Here is a 22,479-nt window from a genome sequence, read left to right as displayed (position 1 = left end):
CGACCATGTCCGATACCACAACCTCGTCGGCCCGGATCGTCGGCGAACGTCAGGCGATTCTCAATTGCAACCGGCCGCAGGATGCGTTCGTCAATACCGACGTACAAAATCGCTTTCCGTGCACGACGATTCTGATCCATGGCGTGAATGACCTCGGAACGGATTTCGGCACGGTCGAAGGCGGACTGTGCGAGGGATTGAACGACCGCCTCGGTCGCACTGATTTCAAGGGCGCCGAGTACTCGCATGGCCGCATGGCGAACGACCCGAGCAAGGTGAGCGTCGCCGACATGATGAAGAACATGGACGACGTCATCTATCGTCGGCAGGAAAGCGAAGAGACAAAAAGCCCGTTGATTCCGTTTTATTGGGGGTTGCGCGTGGGGAAGGAGGATTTGCCCCGGGACCCCAATAAGGAGACCGTCAACGGCCAGTATGTCGACCGGTTCGGTAACCGCCTCGATGAGCACCGCGCGCGCAACGGCGGCTTCTTCGCCAATGCGACCAACAACATCCCCGACATGTTCGACTCGAATTTCAAAGGGGGATTGACGACGAAAATTCTCGACCGGATGCAGGGCGATCCGACGCACCCGCTTCGTGAGGCGGAAAATCGGCATTACATGTTGCTGGCAGCTCGACGGCTCGCGGCGTTGGTGCGGCAAATTCGCCTTATCGATCCGGACGGGACAGTCAACATCATTGCGCACAGTCAGGGCACGCTGATATCGCTGCTCGCCCAGGCCTATCTCGTCGAGGGGCTGATTCCAAACCAATGTGGCCCGGCCGATCGGCCTGCCGACACGCTGGTGCTGATCGACTCGCCCTACAGCCTGAGCGAGGAGTTCATGGATCGGCTGCTGCAACGCGGGGACCAGCAGCAGACGACCTACGCGCGTGCAAAGACCCTGGCAAACCTGGCTGGGCACGTGGCGGGCGGTAAATATCCGACGCCGCCACTCGATCAATTGAAGTACGAGCCAGGACGGGACAATTTTGGCATCGTCGGCCCAACTTGGGATCCTGCGCAGGCGACGCGCCTGAGCGGGTTGCAAGGCAACGAATGCGTCGTGTTCGCCGAGCGCGACAATCGCGGCAAAGTGTATATGTACTTCAGCCCGGAGGATGCGACCGTCGGTCTGCGTGGCGTCAATGGCATGGGGTGCTCGGGCTTGCCCGACTCAATCGACGTGCGTGCAGCGCAGCGGGGAAGCAAGCTCGAGAAAATCAATCTGCTGTCGGCGGCTTTCCGGCAGCGTGTCTTTACCCGGCGTCTGCGGCAGGGCAAGCCGGTTCAGGTTGGTACGCCGCCCGGAAAATTTACGATGCGAGAAAAGGGCGAAACATCCCATGGCTTGCCCGGCGGTTTCACGACATGGGTGAAATCGACGCAGATCGGCGTCGGTACCGAGCGCAATATCAATGGCGAAGCATTGACCCCACCGTTCGATCCCGAAATGGAAGGCAATGTGTTGCCTGGAACGGAGGCAAAGCCGCTCTCGGAAAAAAGTGCTGGCGAGTATGCGCCCGGCAAACAATCCATCGACCAGCTCGAAGCGGAAATTGCATTGAGCACGAACAGTGGCGAAGGTGCGTTGCAGCAATTGCCCGCGCAAACCATCGACTGGCCAACAAGCGAGGATGGGACGCTACCGACCTCCGCGGAGGTGGCGGCGTCGTTGAATGCGGGCAAGGATCCCGACGATCAGTGCAAGGTAGGCCGGGTCGTGTCGACGGTACCGCCGTCGCCCGGGCACATCGTCGTCTATCGGCAGGAGACGCTCAACGAGGCGAAGGTGCGGCTGATGAATACGCATCTGGGAGAAAGCTCATATCACTCGGCGGTCATGAGCGGTCGTAGAAATCACCGCTGTGCGACCGCGTTTGATGTGTCGGTCGGTCAGGCACGTGTGCTTGACGATCCGGACTGGGCAAAACTCCTGCGGGCTATTGCTGATTGGAGACTTCCGGAGAGCGATATAGTAAAAGCCGAGAGGAAACTCGGGAAAAAACTCGACTCCGTAACATCCAGCATAGTAAAAGCAAATTGCAGCTATTACGAAAGTGGAGTTTTTCCGGAAGATGATATCGTGCCCAAGGATTTTCCCTACGGTGTGGTCAGCGAAACCAGGAAAAGCCGAAATAGTGAAGATGTAAAAGAGGCACGATCGATACAATGACAAATCGATGCACCATGATTACGACAAACGTCACGCGACCACCAGCTGCACGAATATTTCTACTTGCACTTGCGATCCTGACGCTCTTATGGATCGCAGTCTTCGAATTTGTTGTTGGAAAGGAGGGGTTTTTGGGAGGAAATATTGCAATGTATCGACGCTTGTCGCTGTTGATCTTGCCGCCGCTACTGCTGGCGGCAGGCGTCAGTATTGCCTATGGTGCCTCGTTGCGTAGAGACTCGGCGTCTCGAGACACGCTGGCCGCCGCTCGTCCCTCCAGCGCAAATGAGGCTGTCGTTGCCGGGGAGGGATCGCGCGATGCACGGTTCACATTGGAGATACGACGCTTTGGCGTCGCCGTTGACCGGTTTCGCCAGCGTGCGCTATTGATGCGGCTGGACGAGGCGGGGGCCAATGGAACGTTGCTCCTGCAGGATCCCAAACAATATCCGTGGTCGAGTAGTGATCGAAGCTTTGCGGGACATAAGCGCGAAAACAACGTTTTCGGCTATACATTGCGCGGATGGGTCGATTATTGGCCGATTCCCGTGATAGTTGCCGGGCCGCCGCGAAACGAGAATGATCCGGATGCGGACCGGATGGCAACCCATATCAGTAGCGCGGATAACGGAGCGGGGATTGGTAATACCCTTTATACGAGACTCGATGAAATACATACTGCGAACGGGGATGATGTTGTCTCCAGAGCGTTTGATATTTTTGACCGAGAGCCGGACTTGCCGGCAGTGGTATTGCTGGTTGAGGATGGAATCAATACGCGATCCTATTTGGGTACTCCGGGTGCCGATTATCTGGGTTTGTCCACGAAAGATGGAAATTTCGTACCAAAGCATCCGGACAGTTACGTTGCATTGCTCGTGACGAGAAAGGATCGCGTTGACCGACAAATTCGCCCATATGTGGTGGATGCACCAGAGGCAATTGACAACACCCAAACGCGCTATGACGTGATCAAGCTCTGGAATTATTTTTGGCAGCTTCAGAAAGCCCACTGGAAGAAGGGTGAAAAGGAGATGCCGGTGGATTATTGGCAGGCGAAGCTCCCCGAGTTCTGGAACACCGCGTCGCCAAAGATGCCGAACGGCTTCAAGCCGAACCCGTGGGTGCCCATTCCCTGGACCACGTGGCAGTTGAAGGAGTACGACAGATGGCCGGTCCTGGCCAATCTGCATCGGCCAGTCCGGGTTGACCTTAGCAATGGGCACGGGGCGCCGTTGAAGAAGGGCGAGCGAATCGAAAAGATCCGCGCCGGCTGGCAGCAGGCAGTGGGCACGCTTGCGCCCGGCGAGCAACCGGGACGAATGTTTTACGATACCGGTGCCTCGACCGCCGATCTCGCATTGCTGGTGCAGTCGCTGCACGACAACCCGCAGCATATCGACATTGACGATCCGAAAGACGCCTTCGACATGCAGCGCCGTATCGGCGGCGATACTGGAACGAGCTCGATCTGGGTCCAGACCGCGCTGGCGCTGATGATGGGTTATGGCGACGGGAAGACGAGCGCTCTGATCAACATGCGGGATCCGCTGCACGCCACGATCGTCATGTTGACACCGCCGGACGCGGCGTCGCGGCAGGCGCATCCGCAGACGTTCAGCTGGGATTTTTGACGGACCGGATCAACACGTCATGGGTCAAAAGCGATACATCATCGAAGGCGATTTGCACAGCCACGGCGGACGCGTTGTGTCCGGGGCGCCGAACTCGCGAATCAACGGACGCGCGATTGCGCGCTTGCACGATCCCGCGATTTGCGCGATTCACGGCCTGACCTTCATTGCGACGGTGTCGGGCCACGCCCGGTTCGACGGGCAGGTCGCCGCCTGCGACGGCGACTTGCTGGCATGCGGAGCGCGCCTGATCGCGAGCCAGGATCAGACCGGCGGCTAACGGAAAGACGGGGCACGTGGGCGGTGCGCCGCTCGGTCTGCGCGGTCCGCGTCCGATCGCACCGGCGGTGCTCAGATCACGAATTCCATCGGTCTCGTGCCGCATTGCGCATCGGGCAACGGTTCGCCACGCTGCGCCGCGGCCAACAACCGGCCGATCGCGATATGAACCACGTCGGCACGCACGCTCGACGGGGTGAAGCCTGCGGCGTTGTCGAGTCCCTCGCGGTGCGCACGCATGATTCGCACGTCTTGCTGGATCACGGAATGCGTATAGAGATGCAGTAACGGTTTCAGCGCGCGCAGCACCGCGGCCGGCAAAGCAAAGCGATAGGCGATGTACGTATAGACGCGCGATCGACGCGTGTCGAGCGGCGTGATCTGACTGATGATCAGAAAACTCGAGCGGCTGCCCCAGTGATAGTCGCACCGCGTGACGTTCGGTGCATAAAAATGATCGGTATGCCGAAGCGGTTCCCTGGCCGGATTGGTCAGCCAGTCCAGCATACCGATCTTGTCGCTGTCATCGTGATACGTGACCTCGACGCTCTGTCGCGTGAGTTCAACGGTCGCCCGTAGTCGCCGTCCAGTGGACGAGCGGAAGATCCGGTCGTGCACGAACACCGTATGCGGGACGTCCATGAAGTTCTCGACCAACGCGCCGAGATCGCCATCGAACGTATTGACCATGTAATACGACTGCCACGGCCGCTCGCCGTGGTGTGGCATGTTGAACGGCTGCTTCAGCGCTGGATCGCCTCGTCCGCGGTAGACCCAGACGAGACCGTGCCGAGTCTGCACCGGCAACCTGCGCTGACGATACGGATAGGTCGTAGCGGTCGGTGCGGCGCTCGCGCCGTCGATGCTGGGAATTCGGGTGACGCTGCCGTGCTGGTCGTAATGCCAGCCGTGATACGGACAGACGAGGCAACCGTCGATGACCTTCCCGGCCGACAAGCGGGTGCCGCGATGCACGCATTGATCGACGAGCGCGACGATCTCGCCCTCGGCCGCCCGGAATAGCACGATGCCGAGGCCGAGTACGCGCGTGCTGAACGGTTTGTCCCGCTTGACCTCGACTTCGGTGCACGCGACGTACCATTGCTCGACGAGCGCGCCGAAAGCTTCGCCATCGAAATCCGGCACGGATTCGTCGCAAGAGGGATGCGTTGATGCGATCGATATGTTCAACATGAGCACGCGTCCTCGATGAATGCGCGGAGTGCGTCCACCACGGCGGGCTTGGCTACCAGTGCGCGGGGTTTTACATCGCCAGCCCGGATGCCGGCACGCTCGTGGGCGCGTTGGACGAGATCCGCCAGTTGGGCGGCGCCCCCGGGCATGCGAACCGCGCGCAACGGGCCAAGCTGGCCGACCGTGCGCGCGTGCCGGTAGTGAAAAGCGCGGGCGAGGGACTCTTCCAGAGCGTCGCGCAAGATGGCGACGTCGTGCGTACCGGTTGCAAGTAGCAGCATGTAATGTGGCGGATCCGCGTGCGCGCACGGAATCACGCAACCTTCATCGCCCGGTTGCAGCACCTCGGAAAGCGACGCAGCCAGATAGGCTTCGTCCAGCTTTTCACCAACCAGATCGCTTTGCGTGCCAGCCCGTCCGACGAAGGCCACGCACGGCGTTCGTCCCGCATATCCGGTTATACGGACTCGATCGCCGAGCCGATAGCGGTACAGACCGCCTCCGGTCGTCACGACGACCTCGACCGTATCGCCCGGCTTCAATTCTTCCACGCCTATCGCGGTTCCGTCGTCGAGCAGGAACTCCAGGAAGTGGCTGCAGACGGCGAGGGGGCAGCCGGCCGAGTCGCCGAACGGCACGCTGATCACCGCCTCGGTGGAGAACAGGCCTTTCGGAAGCCACGCAGCGTGCGGAAACAAGGTGCGGGCATGTGCCGCGAACCGCTTGCTTGGACCGTCCATCCAGCAACTCACTGCGGCGAGTTGTGGCCACAACCGATCGCAGTGGCCATCGTCAAGTGCACGCCGCAGCGCTGCCGTACGGTGCGACGGCAGCGAATCGAACAGAAAGGCAAGCGTATCGCGGCGTTGCGGTTCGGCGTGGTCGAACAGCGGGCGAAGCAGACTGGTCAAGAAGGTCGGGCTCCATACGCTGATGAAGGCCAGATCATCGGCAGCGATCAGCGCGCGCAACGTTTCGTTGCGCCACGTCCTGTCATCACTCGACAGCGACGGTGCGACGAGCGTCGGCAACAGATCGACGAGCGGGCTGTCGGCGAGATAATCGAGATCGCTTTCTGATCCGATCATGATGCCGTTGGGAGCGCGTTCGCGCGCTTGCATTGGAGGCGACATCGACCAGTACGCACGCCCGGCCGCGACGCCGGGCACGGCGCGGTGCAGATCGGAGAGCCAGACGATCAGCGCGAACTGCAATTCCTCGAGAAAAGCCTGCGTGTAGGGAATGAGCTTCTGCTGCTCGCTGCTGCCACTCGTGCGCTCAAAGAAACGCGGCGCTTGCGCGGTCAGGATCGGAGCGGAATCCTGGAGTGCACGATCTATCCATCGGGACATGTCGGCGTAGGGCGCCGCCGGCACGCGCTCGCGAAATTGTGCCGGATCTGCGATTTCGGCAAACCCGTTGGCAGTGCCGAACGCCGTGTTCCGATTCGCGGCGAGCAAGCGTGACAGATAGGCCGCCTGCGCGTCGCCCGGCGCATCGAGTGCGGTCAGCCAAGCGCGGCGGTAGGGTTCTGCAGCAGCGGCAAACGTCGCCCACGCATTCTGTGCACGCACGTGCGTCCTCTCATCAGAAATAGGTCTTTTCTAGCTGTGTCAGATCGCTGGGCAAGCGCCGGGGCGCCTCGAACACATGCAGCCAACCGTACCATAGCGGTCGCGTCTCCGCCGCGTCGGAGCATGCATGAAGCTCCTGCCAGCGCAGGCTCGGATGCCGGTGATGCGTCAGGTTGTAGTTGAAGTTGAGGAACGCCCAGCGGATCAGTGCGGGGGCACGCATGTTGTATGTACCCTCGATGACGTCGAGCGGCGTGTGCATGTGATACACCCACTGGAGCGACGACCACGAAAACGCGAATGCGACGTAGGCAAGCGCGATGTCGAGTACGTGCCAGTCGAGCAATGCACCCAGTGCAATCCATGCGGCCACGCCTGCCAGGGTCTCGTATCGAATTCGTCGAAATTCGGCCCGGTCGAAGTCTTTGAACGCAGCCGCATACGTGTTGTCGTGTCCGTACTTCGCCCAGCCATACGGGATGCGGCTTGGTAGCACGGTCAGCATGAAGCTGCCCGCGAAACTCGCGAACCAGATGCCGCCGACGATCGCCGCGTAGTATTCGATTCGCTTGCGCCACAGCGAAGTGTCCGGCTCGACGAAGTCCACCCGCTCCGCAGGCGTTCGATTGCGTACGTGGTGACCGAGATGATTCACGTGGATCAGCGTTGCCGCCGCGCCGAACATCGTCGATGCCCACCACATCATCAAGTAGTTGACTCTCCCGCGCCGATGCCCGAAACCGTGAAAAGTCTCGTGCATCATCGAAAATACACCTTGCATGATCAGGCAGAACGGTACGAGCGATACCCAGCGCAAGGGGTTCGTCCCGTGCGACAGCCACGTCAGGATACCGGCCCATGCAACGCTCTGCAGCGCGAGCACGCAGAGATTCAGCCGATCGAAACGTCGCGAACGATTATCTATGGCGCTTGCATTGGCAACGAACATACAATTCGGACATGGATGGTGGCGGCGACGCAGAGCATACCTTCGATCGCCATCATCGAACAATACGCCCGCCTGCGCTGACTCTGTGCGTTACGCCACGATCGGCCATGACCATGTCCGCCAAACGAACCGACGATTCAATGCATGAACGCCGCAACGACGCAGCAGACATCCGTCGGCGCAATCCGCGTTTTCGCTTTGCCGACCACATTCCGCGCTATTGGTATCGCGATAAACGCCGCGTGACGCGCTTTTTCGACGCGTTCTCGATCATGTTTCCGCTTGGCGAGAAGTTTTTCGTCGACAGCGTGAGGCAGTACCGCGACGCGCTGCCGGCCGACGGCACACTCGCCACTCAAGTGGATGCTTTCCTGTACCAGGAAGCCGCACACATCCGCGAGCATCGCGCGTATAACCGGCGCCTGGCTCGCCAGGGCATGCCGGTCGACGCACTTGAGGCGCTCATGCGGAAACGGCAGCAGCAGTGCCGGCGTGTCGCGTCACCGCTACTTCAACTGACCTTCACCGCATGCCTTGAGCACTACACGGCCATTCTGGCCGATCTGCTGCTGCGCGATCCGGCCATTCTCGACGGTGTCGACCCGTCGATGGCCGCGATCTGGCGGTGGCATGCGATCGAGGAAACCGAACACAAGGCCGTCGCGTTCGATGTATTTCGCGCCTGCGGCGGCAGCGCGATCAAGCGCTATTTCATGCGGACGGCGGCGATGCTCGGCGTCACGGCATGCTTCATCGTCGATCTGGGTTATTTCATCATCCGTCTTGCGCATGCCGACCGCGACGTCGGCAATTGGCGAAGCTGGGCACAGCTTGGCTGGTGGCTGTTCGGTGCGCCGGGCATTGTTACCCGCGTGCTGCCTGCATGGCTGGCATGGTTCTCGCCGCGTTTTCACCCGGCCCGAATCGGGAATCCGGCCACGCTGGCTGCCGCCCGCGCGGCGCTCGCTGCCGATGGCGTGACGACGGAGCCGGCATGAGAGCGCGGTGCCCGGCGTGGTCGCCGTCCGGTTTCGACGAGTGGCGGCAACACTACCCATCGACGCCGTTCGAACCGGCGCCTGCGGCACTCGACTGGACCGGGCGCTTCATCGACTGTTGGCACGCGCGTGGCGCTCACGCATCTCCGGATACCGTAATCGTGCTGATTGCTGGACTTTATTCCGAGTGGATTCCTGCCTGCTTCCGGCATGCTGCGAGCGCGTTGCGTGCCGCGCGGCACCCGATCCTGCGTGTACCGGTCCGCTCGTCGCGCGGGGTTGCCGAGCAGGGGGCGCATATCGTGCGCGACCTGTATGCGCGCCTGCCTGATGACCGCCGCTTCATCGTCCTCGCCCATAGCAAGGGCGGCCTCGATGCATTGGCGGCGCTGCGTGCGGATTCAGGGCTTCGTGCTCGCTGCGACGGTATCGCACTCGTTCAGCCGCCCGTCGGCCCGAGTGCGATCGTCGACGGCCTGCTCGGGCAACGAGGGGCGCCTATCGATCCAGCATGGTTGGGTCGAGCCGCCGGGAGACTGCTGCGCACACGCTGGCTGCATGCCGGCTCGCGCGATATCGGCAGCGGGCGCGACGCGGATATCGCGAATCTGTTGTCCGTATTGCCCAATGGCCTGCACTGTATGCATGTCGTGAGCTGGTCGATAGAACGCACGTCCCGATTCGACGCACATCACGCACGCCTCGACCGCTACCGTCCTGGTTGCGCGCATGACGGACAATTCTATCTCGACCATCAGACGATACGCGGCATGCCGCAAGTGTGTGTGCCGCATCTCGACCATGGCCAGCCTGTACTTGGCGGCGCCGGTTTCGATGCGGGGCGGTTTTGGCTTGCACTCGTCACGCTCCTGAACGAGACGCGAGTGGCAGCGGTCGCGAGCGGTCAGACGAGATAGATCTCGAATCCCGGGATCGCTTCGGTACCGCCCGGATCGAGTGCGCACGCGCCGGGTGTGGATAGCGTGTATAGATCCATCGGCAGTGCGGTGTACCGATAGCCGTGCAGCGCGGGCCATAGCGGATCGTGATCGTACAAGCAAAGCTGCAGCAAGGCGTAGCGGCTCCGCTCTCGTTGCCAGACCGCATCGAGCAGCGCATGCGCGATGGCCGGGTCGCGTCCGCTCACATGCAGATGAGTCAGGTAAATGTCACGAAGCGGCTGGCCGGGTGCTGCGATCGTGGGGCGACCGAGCAACGGCGCGATAGCGTTGAAGCTGTAACGCAGCGCACCGAGTGAGCGCGGCAAACGTTCCAGGACGATGCGCTTGATACGTCCCGCATCCCACGGGGCCACGCAGCCCACGATACGACCGTGCGTGTCGCGTGCGACCAGAAAGCGCTCGATCCCGAAGTCGGGCCAGGTGCTCAGGCGGCGCGCGAATTCGTCCGCAGTAAAGACGCAACCGAAAGGTTGGAAGCGCGACTCGTGGTCCAGGAATGCGCAGAGCGCGTCGGCATCGGTGGCTGACGCGCCCGTGATCCTGACGGAGCCGGCGCACCGCGCAGCAATACGCCGCGCGTAGATCGATACGTTACTGTAGCCGCGCCAATGTCGAAATCCGAGCTGGGTCCGCTTGCCTGTCCTGAATAGCGATTGCGTTGCGATCCGGTTGTCGCGAATAACACAGCAGTACGTATGTAGCACATCTTCGTTCCGGGCAAGATCGGCGAGGCGATCGACGACATAGTCGACCCACGTGCGCGCCAGTTCACGATCGGGTGCGATGCGTAAGTCACCGAGGTAAGCGATGCGCTGTTTCTCGCCGGCGAGGTAGCCGTCGCGAACGACCATGCTGGCCATCCCCTTGACGCGACCGGCGCTGTCCTCCGCGAGCCAGGTTCGATAGTCGTTCGAATGACACCGATGCAGCGCGAAGTAATCCGGTGAGCGATCGAAACGAAGCGGCATGTCGCCGCGCATCGCGTAGCGCGTTTGAAACGCCAAGAGTCGCTCGTTGTCGACCGCAGTGGCTGGACGGATCCGCGTCATCGGCTCATTCACCGGTGAAGATCCGCCTTGCCATCGGCCGAAGGTTTTCCGGCGTCAGTTCGCACAGGCAGACGAGCTCGTTGCCGCGCGCGTAGTCGGGATTACGTTCGAGAAAATAAGCGACGTCCGGCAGTCTCCGGTGCATGTCCGGAACATCGGCCAGGGCGGTGGTGAGGCGGCCTTGCGGCACCACAAAGTCGAGCACGCCGGACGCGGTGTCGTATGCGTGCCCGAAGCGCTCGACAGCCAGATGGTCGAGCAACGCCTGACTCGCAGGTTCAGCAGGCCGATCGAATCGGGGGATGAAGTCGTGCGCGAACGCGCGCAGGTAGCGGTACGTTCGATGACCCTTGCAGATGAGAAACCAGTAGAGCGCCAGATCGGGCGCGTGGCGCTTGAGTTCACCGGCGAGCCGGATCCAGCAAAATGCGAGTTGCTGGCTGCCCCAGCACGCGGGATCCACGATCGTATCGCCGGAAAACAGGATGCGCAGCGTCGTGCCGCGCCACTGCTGTTCGTAGAGTTTCAGCGTAGAGAAGCCGCGCAGTGCACCCGTGTCGTCGCGCATGATGACGCAATGTGTCTTGTCGTCGAGATCGTGCTCGAAGCGTGCCCGTTCCGTATCCCGGTAGCAGGTCGAGTAGAGCGCATACATATCTGCAACGTCGACGTCGCGCAGTTGCGCACGCGTGATGGAACTGGCTCGAAGCGGCATAGCGTCGTTATTCATGCAAGCTGAAACGATTTATCATGATACGCGATCGAGCCGCTCCCTTTTTTCCCATGCGCGCCATACCTTCCGTTTCCGTTTCCAGCGTACCGTCAGCGTTCGATGCGTGGCGGTGGCTCGCAGTCTACGTGGCCGTGTCGGGCGTACTGTACTTCTGGGTCACGCACGCACCGATGGCGCCCGTCGTGCTGTTGCGGCCGGGGCGGTACGATGCACTTGTACCGCGCGTGCCCGCCAGCGTGCCGCTTTATTTGAGCTACGCGCTCGTGATGCCGTCGATCGTCTGGTTCGGTCGGCGCCGTGCCTGGCTGTTGCCCGCCTTTTTCGCAGGTGCACTTGCCGCAGGCCTGTGCCTCGTCAGTCATCTGTTCTGGCCGACCGCGGTCGTTCGTCCGCCGGCCGCGACAGGATGGCTCGCATGGCTGTACCGGATCGACACGCCGCTCGCCGCGAGTCCATGCGGGCATGTTGCGCTGCCGGTGGCGATCACGGTGGTGCTGACGGCGCTACGCGTTCGTGCCGCGTGCTATTACGCTGCGTGGAGCGCAGTGTTGGCGTTCACGGTCCTGACGACGGGGCAGCATCTGGTCGCGGACATGCTCACCGGAGTCGCGCTCGGCATTGGCGTGGGCGGTGCGACGGCCGTGCTCGTTCGTCTCGACGTTGACTTGCGTACGGCGGGGGCATTGCTGCTCGAATGGCTCTGCATCATCGTCACGCTGCGAGTGGCGTTGTCGGCTGCGCACTGGGCAGGCTACCTCGTCGCGGCCGTCGTTGTCGCGACCCGACAACACGCGCTATTCATCCTGTATCACGACGCGACGCACTATCATTTGACGCGCCGCCGTTTCGCGAACGACTTTCTGATCAACGTCGCAATCGGCGTACCGGGACTCGTGCCGGTCGAATTCTATCGACCGCTGCATCTCGCCCATCATCGTCACGTCGGGACTTCGCAGGATCCCGAGCGGAATTATCTGTATCACGCGCAGCCATGGAAGTTCGGGCCGCTCGACACGCTCCCGCTCATCCGGCAATTGCTCGGCGATCTGCTCGTCGTCAACATGGTGAAAAACATGCGCGCCTACCGGCGGGCGAACAGGCGAGGTGCGACCATGTCACGCTCGGGGCTTTCGGCGATGGTGATCTGGGGCATTTTGCTGGCGCCGCTGGTCCATGGATGCACGGCGCGCGAACTGCTGACCCTGGCAGCGCTCTGGTTCGTTCCTCTCGTGACGATCGGGGCACTGCTGCAGAAGATCCGCAGCATGGCGGAACACAGCGGTGGCCCGGGCGTCACGGCAGGCTGGCACGACTGGACTTACTCGTGGCGCGTTGGGTTACTGGGGCGCTTCCTTATCTGGCCGTACCACATCAACTATCACCAACAGCATCACCGCGAACCCGGCGTGGCGTGGCATCGTTTGCCCGGATTACGTGCTGCGGACGAGCCGGTTCTGTCGTCGCGGCAACTGCCGGCTTTGCTCTGGTCCGGCGCATCGAGTCCAGTCCGGGTAGCAAAAGAGGGAAAAGGCTCGGCCACGATGCAGTGACGTTGCCCGGGCGGCCTCGCGCATGAAGTCGGCGACGGTTCATTGTGAGTCGGCGCTTCGAGCCGCAGGCCCGTTGCCCGCAACCTCAGACCGCGCTCGCTGCGTCGATCTTGCGAATGTCTTCCTCGTCGAGTCGCACGCGGATCGCCTCTCCGAGCAATGCGAGCTGCCCGAGCGACGTCGCACTCGCGATCGGTGCGGTGATCGTCGGCCGCGCGATCTGCCATGCGAGCGCGATCGCGGCCGGTTGCGTGCCGTGCTTCGCCGATACGTCGTCGAGCGCCGCGAGAATGCGCAGGCCGCGCGCATCGAGATAACGGGCGACGCGATCGCCGCGCACGCTTTTCTTCAGGTCGGCTTCGCTGCGGTACTTGCCCGACAGAAAGCCGCTCGCGAGCGCGTAGTAGTTGACGACGCCCAGTTTCAGGTCGCGCACGACCGGTTCGAGATCGCGCTCGTACTCGGCGCGGTCGATCAGGTTGTATTCCGGCTGGATCACCTGATACGCGGGCAGGCCGTTGCGCTTGCTGACGTCGGCGGCTTCGCGCAGGCGTGCGCCGCTGTAGTTCGACGCGCCGATGATGCGCACCTTGCCCGCGTCGATCAGCGTCTGGTAAGCGGAGAGCGTTTCGTCGAGCGGTGCCGTGTCGGCGAGATCGCGGTGCGAGAAATACAGGTCGATGTAGTCGGTCTGCAGGCGGCGCAGCGAATCGTCGGCGGCCTTCAGGATGTTGTCCTTCGTCAGGCCGGCGCGCGCCGCGAGCAGGCCGACCTTGGTCGCGATCACGACCTGATCGCGCTTGCCGGAACGCTTGAGCCACTTGCCGATGATCGTTTCCGATTCGCCGCCGCTGTTGCCGGGCACCCAGGCCGAATAGACGTCGGCCGTGTCGATGAAGTTGATGCCGGTGTCGGCGAGCGCGTCGAGCAGTTCGAACGATGCGTTCTCGTCGACGGTCCAGCCAAAGACGTTGCCGCCGAAGGCGAGCGGGGAAACCTGGATATCCGACGTGCCGAGGGTGCGTAGTGCCATGTTGCTCTCCGGAATCTGAGGGGTGACGGGATGAGACGACAGGATTGGCCGGGATGAATGCGACGGGAAGGCGAACGGGCGAAGCGCTTTCGCCGTTGTCGCGGACACCGGAACATTCTCGCTGATCGGGCGGAATCGTGCAGCGGACGGCGGATTGTCCGTCCGGCAGATGGATGATCCGTGCGGCGGCGTTCGATCCGGAACTGAATCTTGAGGCATCCGGGGAGAGGCAGGCGGAGATCCGGCGTATCGCACCACTTCGACGGAGCGGAACGAAAAACGGGCGGCAAAGTTGCCGCCCGCGATCGATCGGCGCTTCAATCCGTTACCGCAACTGCACGGCCGCCAGAAACAGCACCATGCTGCCGATTGCACCATCCAGCACGCGCCACGCGACGGCCTTGCGGAACCACGGCGCAAGCAGCCGCGCGCCGTATCCGAGCCCGAGGAACCACATGACGCTGACCGCCATCGCGCCGATCGCGAACGCAAGCCGCGAGCCTTCCGGCTCGCGCGCGCCGGCCGTGCCGATCAGCAGGAACGTATCGAGATACACGTGCGGGTTGAGCCACGTGAACGCGAGCGTCATCAGCACGATCGCGACCGCGCTCTGCGTCGGCGGCGCGACGGCATCGCCGCGCAAGTCGAGCGTTTCGTGTCCCGGCTTGAACGCGCGACGCAGCGCGTTGATGCCGAACCACGCGAGATATGCGAGGCCGACGTACAGCACGATGTGGACGAAGGTCGGATAGCGCTCGACGAGAACCGATGCGCCGCCGACGCCCGCGCCGATCAGGATCATGTCGGACAGCGCGCACAGCAGCACGATCTTGCCGACATGCGAGCGCATGATGCCTTGCCGGAGCACGAACGCGTTCTGCGCACCGATGGTCACGATGAGCGACCCGCACAGGGCGGCGCCGTGGGAAAAAGCGATCCAGTTCATGATGGGAAGTGATGGAGCAGTAGACGGGTGAATCGGTTGGCGCTAGTCTGCGGTCAGCCGGATCATAAGAGAAGCTAATTCATCTAATGCCGATTAAGGAAATCTAATGCTCGACTACGCATTGCTCGACGCTCTCGCGGCGGTGATCCGGCATGGCTCGTTCGAACGGGCGGCCAGGGAGCTGAACGTCACGCCATCGGCGGTATCGCAGCGCGTGAAACTGTTGGAGGAGCGCGTCGGCAGCGTGCTCGTCAAGCGCGGGCAGCCGTGCGTCGCGACGACGTCGGGCGCGTTGCTGTGCCGGCATACGGAGCGCGTGCAGTTGCTCGAGGCCGAACTGGGTGGCCGGATGCCGGCATTGCCCGGCCAAATCGCAAGCGCATGGCCGATGTTGCGCGTGGCCGTCAACGACGACAGCGTCGCGACCTGGTTCATCGATGCGGTCGGGCCGTTCTGCACCGAGCGCGAGACCTTGCTCGACCTCGTGATCGACGACCAGGACTACACGGCCGCGCGCATTCGCGACGGCAGCGTGCAGGGCGCGGTGACCGCGCAGGCCGAGCCGATCCAGGGATGCCGGTCGACGCGGCTGGGGCGCATCCGCTATCGCGCGGTGTGTTCGCCGGCGTTTTACGACCGCTATTTCGGCGCGGGCATCACGCGCGATGCGCTACGTCGTGCGCCGTGCGTGATGTTCAATCCGAAGGACGGTTTGCAGGCGCGCTTCATCCGGCGCGTGACGCGCGCGGACCTCGATCCACCGCAACACTGGATCCCGCACGTCGCGGGCTACCTGCGTGCATGCGAAACGGGGCTGGGATGGGGAATGTGCCCGGACCGGATGGTCGATCGCCAACTGGCGGCGGGCGAACTGGTCGACATGTCGCGCGGGCGGACCGTCGATATCGACCTGTACTGGCAGAGCTGGCGTTTGTCGATCGGCTGGCTCGACGATTTCAGCGCGGCGCTGAAGGCGCGCGCCGCGCTGTTTCTCGACTGATCGAAGCGGGCGCGGCGGACGGTGGCGAGCGGCGGCGCGCAGGATACGCGTCGCGCGGGGTCAGACGTGGTGCAGGCCGTCGAAGTCGACGATCTGTACGAGGCGGCCGTGCATTTCGATCAGGCCGCGCTTCTGGAACTTCGACAGCGTGCGGCTGACCGTTTCGAGCGTCATGCCGAGGTAGCTGCCGATGTCTTCGCGCGTCATCCGCAGGTTGAATTCCGACGGCGAGTAGCCGCGCTTCAGGTAACGCGACGACACGTCGAGCAGGAACGCGGCGACGCGCTCTTCGGCGTTCAACGAGCCGAGCAGCATGGTTTGCGACGTTTCGCGCACGATCTGCTCGCTCATCAGCTTGTGCATGCGCAGCTGCATCGTGCCGGCTTCCGAGCACAGCGACTTGAGCGCGCTGTACGGAATCACGCAGACCGAGCTGTCTTCCAGCGCAACCGCGGTGCGCGGGTGCGTGTCGTCGCAGATGCCGTCGAGGCCGAGCGCTTCGCCCGCGAGGTGGAGGCCGGTGACCTGCTCGCGTCCGTCGTGGCGCGTGGCGACGGTTTTCAGCGAACCCGAGCGCACGGCGTACAGGTTGTCGAAGGTGTCGCCTTCGCGGAACAGCGCTTCGCCGCGCTTGACCGGACGCGCCGCGCAGATGACTGATTCGAGGCGGCTGAGCGCTTCGGGTGCGAGGCCCTGCGGCATGCACAGGTGCCGCATTGCGCACGACGAGCAGTGCGGTGCCTGGCGGGGAGCCCAGTTGCCTGCATGGGACGAGGCGGCGGGACGTGTGGCGACGGGCGTCAACATGATCGTTTACTCCGGCATTGAATCGACCGAATCATTGTCCCACCGCAAGTTGCCGCTGTCGGGTGACAAAACGTCGCGACCGTGCGCACATGTCGCGGGCATCGCATCGGCATGCACGCATGCCGACACCGCTCAGCCTTCCTGATCGTCCGTATGCGCGGCGGCCGGGATCAGCAGCACGGGCAGCGTCGCATGCCGCACGCACTGTTCGGCGATGCTGCCGAGCACGAGGCGACGGAACCCGCGGCGGCCGTGCGTGCCGAGCACGAGGAGGTCGGCGCCGAACGCTTTCGCACCGTCGAGGATCAGCGTCGACACGTCGTTGAGGGACGACGCCTCGCTCGTCACCGTCTCGCCCTTCACGCCGGCCGCCTGCATCAGCTTCTTGAACTCCGCCGCGAGCGCATTGCCTTGCGCGATGAGCTGGTCGCGCAGGACGGACGGATCGTAGCCCGGCACGTTGTAGTAGATCGCGGCGTTTTCGACGACGTAGAACGGTTGCAGTTCGGCGCCGTGCTCCTTCGCGAGCGCGAGGGCGGCATCGAACGCGTGGCGGGCCGTGTCGCTGCCGTCGATGGCAACCAGAATGCGCTTGTACATGGTGTCTCCAGGTGGCGGGTTGAACGGAAGTCGGCGGAACGGCCGAGCAGGCCGTGCGTCGCTGCGAGGCAGGGTAAACCAACGGCAGGGACTTTGCAGCGACGTGCCGGTCGTCGCGAGTGTGCATTGAATATCATCCGTGTCGCGATCACGTGACTTCGATCAACGCCGATGCATCGACGTCGCGAAACCCGAGTGTCGAACGCGAACCCGGCGCCGATATCGATTCCAGCGCCGATTCGGAGGACCAGCGCGCGAACGCGCGCGTCGCTCCGCCGCCATCGGTCATCGGCCGCGCACCGACCCGCCAAACGAACGGTCGATTCAAACGCCGCGCGCGTCACCGCGGCACCGGCGTGATTTCGATCACCCGTTCCGGCCGGCGTCCATGGCCGGGCCAGTAAGCGCTGCCGTACATCCGGTGAACCGGGCCGTACAGCGCGTCGTCCGCGTGCGACGGCGCGTCGAACCCCTTCTCGATCACCATGTAGCCGGCACGCAGCGCGAACGCCGGATGATTGCCGCCCGGCCGGCTGTCGAAGCCGGCGAAGCCGTCGCCGGCCTCGGGCATCGCATTGACGAGCGACGCGTTGCTGTGCGTGATCTGGTCGGGCGAGAAGGCGCGGCCGCTCGCGAGACGCGCGGCCTCGCGATTCTTGCCGTCGGTGTCGACGGTGCTGTCGTGCGTGTCGTCGTTGTCGAGTTCGATGCTGCGCGGACGCGCGGCGCGGGCTGGAGCTGTCGTTTCCATCACGGCTCTCCTGGCGGCGAAGCGCTCCGGATCGAAGCAAATCCCGTTCCGGGCAAGACGGGAAAACGGCGCGCGGACGGTCGCCGCCGTCGTGCCGCGCGCGCTGATTTGTCATGATTTATTTCAGCTAGAAGACCCGTTTTCTACAGAGTATGATTCATTTCCTGCGAAGCGGCGACAGGGGAAGCGGTCTCGCCGCCTCTGCCCGCACCGGGGCGCCGCAGCACCCTTAAGACGGGTAGTGAACAACAAATCAAGGGACTAGAGGTGGCGGATTCATGCAAGCGACTACTGCCTTCACGCACCGCGGTTATCTGTTGAATTGCGCGCCCGCGCGCGCCAGCGACGGCTCGTTCAAACCCTACGTCGTGATCTCCCGATCGAGCGACGGGGAACTCGTCGCGAACCGTTTTTTTCCGACCGAGCTCCAGTTCAACGACGAAGGCGACGCGATCGCGCACGCGCGCGACTGGGCCGTGCGCTGGATCGATGCGAGCAGTATTACGATCTGACGCCGTCGCGCGATGGCGGCATCGGCCGTCCGGCCGATCCCCGGGCGTGCCGCTGCCGGACGAAAACGCGGTAATCTTCTGGAACCCGTCACTTTATTAGCGGCCGTGCGATCGAGCGCGGCCGCCTGCATTGGCATATGTCGACATCACCCGCCCGTCAGTGGGGCCTCGAAGAAATCGTTGCCGGCTTGCGCGAATCGCGCGAGGAACTTCATCGCACGCGACATCCGCGCGGCATCCGCGAGCTGCCGTCGCGCGACGCGATCTGCAAGATCGTCACCGGCCTGCGCGCGTCGATGTTTCCGACGCACTACGGCGCGCCGGATCTGACCGACGAAAGCGTCGACTACTACGTCGGCCACACGCTCGAAAGCACGCTGCGGATCCTGTCCGAACAGATCCGCCGCGCGCTGCCGTTCCTGCCCGAGCATGCGGACACGCCGTTCGCCGAACTCGACGAACGCGCGTTCGAGATCGCGCGCGAGTTCGGCCGGCAGTTGCCGGCGGTTCGTGCGCTGCTGGTCAGCGACATCCAGGCTGCCTACGCGGGCGATCCGGCCGCGCAGCACATCACCGAGATCCTGCTGTGCTACCCCGGCGTGCTCGCGATGATGCACCACCGGCTCGCGCATGCGCTGCACCAACTCGGTGTGCCGCTGCTCGCGCGTTTCATCAATGAAATCGCGCACTCGGCCACCGGCATCGACATTCACCCGGGCGCGCAGATCGGCCCGAGCTTCTTCATCGACCACGGCACCGGCGTGGTGATCGGCGAAACCGCGATCATCGGCGAGCGCGTGCGCGTGTACCAAGCCGTCACGCTCGGCGCGAAGAGCTTCCCGGCCGATGGCGACGGCGCGCTGGTGAAGGGCAATGCGCGGCATCCGATCGTCGAGGACGACGTGGTGATCTACGCGGGCGCGACGATTCTCGGCCGCGTGACGATCGGGCGCGGTTCGGTGATCGGCGGGAACGTGTGGCTCACGCACAGCGTGCCGCCCGGCACGAGCGTCGCGCAGGGCAAGGTTCGCGAAGGCGGCAGCGCCGAGAAGCCGTAACGCGGCGCGCGAACGGCGTAACGGTCGTTCGCGCAGCGCAGGGGAAGGCGTATGCCGATACCCGCGCGCCGGCGTGCGAAGGGCGCACATGGCTGCCGCCGACCCGGCCGTTCGTCAGTGCTTGCCGGCCGGCGAGCGATGCTTGTACAGCACGTCCTGGTCGACGCGGATCAGGTTCTGCCCCGCATCGACGACGAAATCCACGCCGTTGTACGCACTGCCCGTCAGCAGCAGGATCGCGCCCGCGACGTCGTCGGGGCCGGCGATGCGCGCGAGCGGCGTCGATGCGCGGCTCGCGTGTTCGAAGTCGGCCTGCGTCTGGTCGTCGCTCGGCAGCATCAGGCCGGGGAACACCGCGTTCACGCGCAGCACCGGCGACGACGACAGCGCGAGCATCTGCGTGAGGTTGCCGAGCGCGGCCTTCGCGACCGTGTAGCTGAAATGGTCGCGGTGGAAGTTTTCCTTGATCTTCTGGTCGACCACGTTGACGACGACGCCCTGCGTGCCGGCCGCGCGGGCCCGTTCGTAGAATGCGCGCGTGAGCAGGATCGGCGCGCGGCAGTTGACGGCCCACGCCTGGTCGAACGCCGCGAGGTCGAAGCTCGGGAAATGGTCCTGCCAGAACACCGACGCGTTGTTGACCAGCACGTCGAGGCGGCCGAAGCGCGCATATACCTGGTCGATCAGCGTGGTGATCTGCGCGGCATCCGACAGGTCGGCCTGCAGCGCGACCGAATCGTGCCCGCGTTCGGCGATCGCGCGGGCCGCCGCCTGAGCGGCATCGGCGGAGCGGTCGTAATGGACCGCGGTGCGATAACCGTGCGCGGCGAAATACTCGGCGAACGCGCGCCCGGCCCGGCGCGCGGCGCCGGTCACGAGCACGACCGGCGCGTTTGCCGCTTGCTTCGTGGACTGCATTACGTATTCGTCAGGTTGACTGAAGAAGGATTCGCGACGATCGACAGGAATTCGCGCCGCGTCGACGGATCGGTGCGGAACGTACCGAGCATGCGCGACGTGACCATCTCGACGCCCGGCTTGTGCACGCCGCGCGTCGAGATGCACTGATGCGCGGCTTCGAGGATCACGCCGACGCCCTTCGGCTGCAGCACGTCGAACAGCGTGTCGGCGATCTGCACGGTCATCTTTTCCTGGATCTGCAGGCGCTTCGCGAACGCGTCGACGAGGCGCGCGAGCTTCGAGATGCCGACGACGCGATGGTTCGGCAGATACGCAACGTGCGCGCGGCCGATGATCGGCACCATGTGGTGCTCGCAGTAGCTCTCGAAGCGGATGTCCTTCAGCACGATCATTTCGTCGTAGCCGTCGACTTCGCTGAACGTGCGCGCGAGGATATCGCGCGGCTCCAGCGCGTAGCCGGCGAAGAACTCTTCATAGGCGCGCACGACGCGTGCCGGCGTGTCGAGCAGGCCTTCGCGGGCGGGATCGTCGCCGGCCCAGCGCAGCAGCACGCGAACGGCATCCTCGGCTTCTTTCCGGCTCGGCCGGGATGCGGCCGGCTCGGGCCGCACGGATTTTTTACCCATCTAGTCGCTCCATCGAATGCGGCCGCCTGCGGCGGCGCGGATATCCGGGCATTGTTTCATGCTTTCGCGGGTCGTGCGTGCGGCCTGCCGCACACCCCGCGTCACTTCGGCCATTCGTCCTGCTCGTCGTTGAACAGCGACGCGACGACGCCGCGCAGCCATGCGGTGCGCGGATCGTTGTGGAACTTGCGATGCCAGTGCTGCTTCAGGTCGAAGCGCGGCAGCGGCAACGGCGGCTCGACCGGCACGATGAACGCATGTTCGGCCGCATACGCATAGCCGATCGCATGCGGCACCGTCGCGATCAGGTCGGTGCGACTCAGGATGAACGGCAGGCTCATGAAGTGCGGCGTCTCGAGCACCGCACGGCGGTGCATGCGCTGCTTCGCGAGGTATTTCTCGAGCACCTCCTGGCTGCGCCCCTCGGCGCGCACCACCGCATGCCCGCACGCGAGGAACTGCTCGGCCGTGAACGGGCGCGCCTGTTCGAGCGGATGGCCGCGCCGCATCAGGCAGACGAACCGGTGCGTGAACAGACGCTGCTGGAAGAAGTTGTTGCCGTCGAGATCGGGGAAGTAGCCGACCGCGAGATCGATCGAGCCGGCTTCGAGGCCGCGGCCGACTTCGTCGTGTCCGAGCGAGACCGAGCGCAGGTTCGCGTGCGGCGCGCGCGTCGCGAACGCCTGCAGCAGCTTCGGCAGGAACACGATCTCGCCGACGTCCGACAGCGCGATCGAGAACGTATGCGTGCTTGCCGCCGGATCGAAGTCGTGCGGCGCGACGAGGCCGCGCTCGATCTGCGCGAGCGCATCGCGTGCGGCCGGCAGCAGCGCGAGCGCGCGCGGCGTCGGCTCCATTCCGCGCGACGTGCGCACGAACAACGGATCGCCGAAATACTCGCGCAGGCGGCCGAGCGCGGTGCTCACGCGCGGCTGGCTGACGCCGAGCAGGTCGCCGGCGCGGCTGACGTTGCGCGTGTCGTCGAGCGCGACGAGGTAGGGAATCAGGTTCAGATCGAGCGTATCCATCGTGAGGCCGGTATCCGGGAAACGTATACAACTTATCTCCAAAATCGCGTTGCCGCATAGTCGGGAAAGCGCTCAAATGGGTTCCATTATTCGAA

The 22,479-nt window shown here is 63.7% G+C and carries 22 protein-coding genes; 9 read left to right on the top strand and 13 right to left on the bottom strand.

Features of this window, described 5'->3' with window-relative positions; genetic code table 11:
- Positions 1-5: 5 nt before the first annotated feature.
- From WS46_RS29455 to WS46_RS29445, 3 genes are read left to right on the top strand one after another with little or no spacing between them, the layout of a single operon-like run.
- Positions 6-2,180: a DUF3274 domain-containing protein gene (locus WS46_RS29455; protein ID WP_059692704.1), complete on the top strand. Its 2,175-nt coding sequence runs from the start codon at positions 6-8 to the stop codon at positions 2,178-2,180.
- A 14-nt stretch (positions 2,181-2,194) separates the two neighbouring features.
- Positions 2,195-3,814, top strand: a complete 1,620-nt coding sequence (locus tag WS46_RS29450) for a DUF2875 family protein (protein WP_082725419.1) — start codon at positions 2,195-2,197, stop codon at positions 3,812-3,814.
- Positions 3,815-3,833: 19 nt separating this feature from the next.
- Positions 3,834-4,094 carry a PAAR domain-containing protein gene (locus WS46_RS29445; protein ID WP_059692698.1) on the top strand — a complete coding sequence of 87 codons (261 nt, stop codon included), beginning with the start codon at positions 3,834-3,836 and terminating at the stop codon, positions 4,092-4,094.
- Between the two features lie 71 nt (positions 4,095-4,165).
- Here WS46_RS29445 and WS46_RS29440 read toward each other — a convergent pair whose 3' ends face one another.
- The 3 genes from WS46_RS29440 to WS46_RS29430 are packed head-to-tail and all read right to left on the bottom strand — an operon-like array spanning position 4,166 to position 7,810.
- Positions 4,166-5,239 (bottom strand): aromatic ring-hydroxylating dioxygenase subunit alpha, encoded by a 1,074-nt coding sequence (locus WS46_RS29440; RefSeq protein WP_059692736.1) that lies wholly within the window; start codon positions 5,237-5,239, stop codon positions 4,166-4,168.
- 41 nt (positions 5,240-5,280) lie between these two features.
- Complete coding sequence (locus WS46_RS29435) at positions 5,281-6,861, bottom strand: GH3 auxin-responsive promoter family protein (protein ID WP_059692695.1); 1,581 nt, start codon at positions 6,859-6,861, stop codon at positions 5,281-5,283.
- A 13-nt stretch (positions 6,862-6,874) separates the two neighbouring features.
- Positions 6,875-7,810: a fatty acid desaturase gene (locus WS46_RS29430; RefSeq protein WP_059692693.1), complete on the bottom strand. Its 936-nt coding sequence runs from the start codon at positions 7,808-7,810 to the stop codon at positions 6,875-6,877.
- 11 nt (positions 7,811-7,821) lie between these two features.
- On the opposite strand from WS46_RS29430, the gene WS46_RS29425 reads away from it, so the two are divergent.
- Both WS46_RS29425 and WS46_RS34690 read left to right on the top strand, forming a co-directional pair.
- Positions 7,822-8,808, top strand: a complete 987-nt coding sequence (locus WS46_RS29425) for a metal-dependent hydrolase (protein WP_257130073.1) — start codon at positions 7,822-7,824, stop codon at positions 8,806-8,808.
- Positions 8,809-8,969: 161 nt separating this feature from the next.
- Positions 8,970-9,725 carry a hypothetical protein gene (locus tag WS46_RS34690; RefSeq protein ID WP_257130072.1) on the top strand — a complete coding sequence of 252 codons (756 nt, stop codon included), beginning with the start codon at positions 8,970-8,972 and terminating at the stop codon, positions 9,723-9,725.
- On the opposite strand, the gene WS46_RS29415 is transcribed toward WS46_RS34690, so the two are convergent.
- Together WS46_RS29415 and WS46_RS29410 are read right to left on the bottom strand one after the other, a co-directional pair.
- On the bottom strand, positions 9,713-10,831 hold the full coding sequence (locus tag WS46_RS29415; RefSeq protein WP_257130071.1) for a hypothetical protein: 1,119 nt from the start codon (positions 10,829-10,831) through the stop codon (positions 9,713-9,715). The two genes, WS46_RS34690 and WS46_RS29415, sit on opposite strands and share 13 nt — an antisense overlap.
- On the bottom strand, positions 10,824-11,387 hold the full coding sequence (locus tag WS46_RS29410; protein ID WP_257127770.1) for a hypothetical protein: 564 nt from the start codon (positions 11,385-11,387) through the stop codon (positions 10,824-10,826). Before WS46_RS29410 ends, WS46_RS29415 begins: the two co-directional genes overlap by 8 nt.
- Positions 11,388-11,569: 182 nt before the next feature.
- Between WS46_RS29410 and WS46_RS29405 the strand changes: the two genes are divergently transcribed.
- Entirely contained in the window at positions 11,570-13,102 is a 1,533-nt protein-coding gene (locus tag WS46_RS29405) for a fatty acid desaturase family protein (protein WP_257130070.1), read from the top strand.
- An 85-nt stretch (positions 13,103-13,187) separates the two neighbouring features.
- On the opposite strand, the gene WS46_RS29400 is transcribed toward WS46_RS29405, so the two are convergent.
- Positions 13,188-14,135, bottom strand: a complete 948-nt coding sequence (locus tag WS46_RS29400; protein WP_059692683.1) for an aldo/keto reductase — start codon at positions 14,133-14,135, stop codon at positions 13,188-13,190.
- Between the two features lie 325 nt (positions 14,136-14,460).
- On the bottom strand, positions 14,461-15,081 hold the full coding sequence (locus WS46_RS29395) for a LysE/ArgO family amino acid transporter (protein ID WP_059692680.1): 621 nt from the start codon (positions 15,079-15,081) through the stop codon (positions 14,461-14,463).
- Between the two features lie 106 nt (positions 15,082-15,187).
- Between WS46_RS29395 and WS46_RS29390 the strand changes: the two genes are divergently transcribed.
- Positions 15,188-16,081: a LysR family transcriptional regulator ArgP gene (locus WS46_RS29390; RefSeq protein WP_059598694.1), complete on the top strand. Its 894-nt coding sequence runs from the start codon at positions 15,188-15,190 to the stop codon at positions 16,079-16,081.
- Between the two features lie 60 nt (positions 16,082-16,141).
- On the opposite strand, the gene fnr is transcribed toward WS46_RS29390, so the two are convergent.
- The 3 genes from fnr to WS46_RS29375 all read right to left on the bottom strand — a co-directional run bounded on the left by fnr (position 16,142) and on the right by WS46_RS29375 (position 18,239).
- On the bottom strand, positions 16,142-16,888 hold the full coding sequence (gene fnr, locus WS46_RS29385; protein WP_059447453.1) for a fumarate/nitrate reduction transcriptional regulator Fnr: 747 nt from the start codon (positions 16,886-16,888) through the stop codon (positions 16,142-16,144).
- A 132-nt stretch (positions 16,889-17,020) separates the two neighbouring features.
- Positions 17,021-17,488, bottom strand: coding sequence for a universal stress protein (locus WS46_RS29380; RefSeq protein WP_059533566.1), 468 nt, complete (start codon positions 17,486-17,488; stop codon positions 17,021-17,023).
- 340 nt (positions 17,489-17,828) lie between these two features.
- Positions 17,829-18,239: a DUF3005 domain-containing protein gene (locus tag WS46_RS29375; RefSeq protein ID WP_059692678.1), complete on the bottom strand. Its 411-nt coding sequence runs from the start codon at positions 18,237-18,239 to the stop codon at positions 17,829-17,831.
- A 278-nt stretch (positions 18,240-18,517) separates the two neighbouring features.
- Here WS46_RS29375 and WS46_RS29370 point away from each other — a divergent pair, with 278 nt between their 5' ends.
- Positions 18,518-18,751, top strand: a complete 234-nt coding sequence (locus WS46_RS29370; protein ID WP_011659947.1) for a hypothetical protein — start codon at positions 18,518-18,520, stop codon at positions 18,749-18,751.
- Between the two features lie 137 nt (positions 18,752-18,888).
- Positions 18,889-19,809, top strand: coding sequence for a serine O-acetyltransferase EpsC (gene epsC / locus WS46_RS29365; RefSeq protein ID WP_059533573.1), 921 nt, complete (start codon positions 18,889-18,891; stop codon positions 19,807-19,809).
- Between the two features lie 114 nt (positions 19,810-19,923).
- On the opposite strand, the gene WS46_RS29360 is transcribed toward epsC, so the two are convergent.
- From WS46_RS29360 to WS46_RS29350, 3 genes are all read right to left on the bottom strand, one after another.
- Positions 19,924-20,727 (bottom strand): SDR family oxidoreductase, encoded by an 804-nt coding sequence (locus tag WS46_RS29360; protein WP_059692675.1) that lies wholly within the window; start codon positions 20,725-20,727, stop codon positions 19,924-19,926.
- Positions 20,727-21,356: a GTP cyclohydrolase I FolE gene (folE, locus tag WS46_RS29355; RefSeq protein WP_059692672.1), complete on the bottom strand. Its 630-nt coding sequence runs from the start codon at positions 21,354-21,356 to the stop codon at positions 20,727-20,729. The genes WS46_RS29360 and folE overlap by 1 nt, the downstream gene beginning before the upstream one ends.
- A 101-nt stretch (positions 21,357-21,457) precedes the next feature.
- On the bottom strand, positions 21,458-22,384 hold the full coding sequence (locus WS46_RS29350; RefSeq protein WP_059692669.1) for a LysR family transcriptional regulator: 927 nt from the start codon (positions 22,382-22,384) through the stop codon (positions 21,458-21,460).
- Positions 22,385-22,479: the final 95 nt, after the last annotated feature.

Origin of the sequence: Burkholderia sp. RF4-BP95 (assembly GCF_001521985.1) — a bacterium.
In the GTDB taxonomy this organism is placed as follows: Bacteria; Pseudomonadota; Gammaproteobacteria; order Burkholderiales; family Burkholderiaceae; genus Burkholderia; species Burkholderia diffusa.
This window is presented reverse-complemented; position numbering and strand designations above follow the sequence as displayed.

Coding starts and splice junctions, on each gene's coding strand:
- WS46_RS29425 (WP_257130073.1), top strand. CDS start 7,822: ATGGATGGTGGCGGCGACGCAGAGCATACCTTCGATCGCCATCATCGA.
- WS46_RS29405 (WP_257130070.1), top strand. CDS start 11,570: ATGATACGCGATCGAGCCGCTCCCTTTTTTCCCATGCGCGCCATACCT.
- WS46_RS29455 (WP_059692704.1), top strand. CDS start 6: ATGTCCGATACCACAACCTCGTCGGCCCGGATCGTCGGCGAACGTCAG.
- WS46_RS29400 (WP_059692683.1), bottom strand. CDS start 14,135: ATGGCACTACGCACCCTCGGCACGTCGGATATCCAGGTTTCCCCGCTC.
- WS46_RS29375 (WP_059692678.1), bottom strand. CDS start 18,239: ATGGAAACGACAGCTCCAGCCCGCGCCGCGCGTCCGCGCAGCATCGAA.
- folE (WP_059692672.1), bottom strand. CDS start 21,356: ATGGGTAAAAAATCCGTGCGGCCCGAGCCGGCCGCATCCCGGCCGAGC.
- WS46_RS29410 (WP_257127770.1), bottom strand. CDS start 11,387: ATGCGCGACGACACGGGTGCACTGCGCGGCTTCTCTACGCTGAAACTC.
- WS46_RS29450 (WP_082725419.1), top strand. CDS start 2,195: ATGATTACGACAAACGTCACGCGACCACCAGCTGCACGAATATTTCTA.
- WS46_RS29380 (WP_059533566.1), bottom strand. CDS start 17,488: ATGTACAAGCGCATTCTGGTTGCCATCGACGGCAGCGACACGGCCCGC.
- WS46_RS29390 (WP_059598694.1), top strand. CDS start 15,188: ATGCTCGACTACGCATTGCTCGACGCTCTCGCGGCGGTGATCCGGCAT.
- epsC (WP_059533573.1), top strand. CDS start 18,889: ATGTCGACATCACCCGCCCGTCAGTGGGGCCTCGAAGAAATCGTTGCC.
- WS46_RS29350 (WP_059692669.1), bottom strand. CDS start 22,384: ATGGATACGCTCGATCTGAACCTGATTCCCTACCTCGTCGCGCTCGAC.
- fnr (WP_059447453.1), bottom strand. CDS start 16,888: ATGTTGACGCCCGTCGCCACACGTCCCGCCGCCTCGTCCCATGCAGGC.
- WS46_RS29445 (WP_059692698.1), top strand. CDS start 3,834: ATGGGTCAAAAGCGATACATCATCGAAGGCGATTTGCACAGCCACGGC.
- WS46_RS29395 (WP_059692680.1), bottom strand. CDS start 15,081: ATGAACTGGATCGCTTTTTCCCACGGCGCCGCCCTGTGCGGGTCGCTC.
- WS46_RS29360 (WP_059692675.1), bottom strand. CDS start 20,727: ATGCAGTCCACGAAGCAAGCGGCAAACGCGCCGGTCGTGCTCGTGACC.
- WS46_RS29370 (WP_011659947.1), top strand. CDS start 18,518: ATGCAAGCGACTACTGCCTTCACGCACCGCGGTTATCTGTTGAATTGC.
- WS46_RS29430 (WP_059692693.1), bottom strand. CDS start 7,810: ATGTTCGTTGCCAATGCAAGCGCCATAGATAATCGTTCGCGACGTTTC.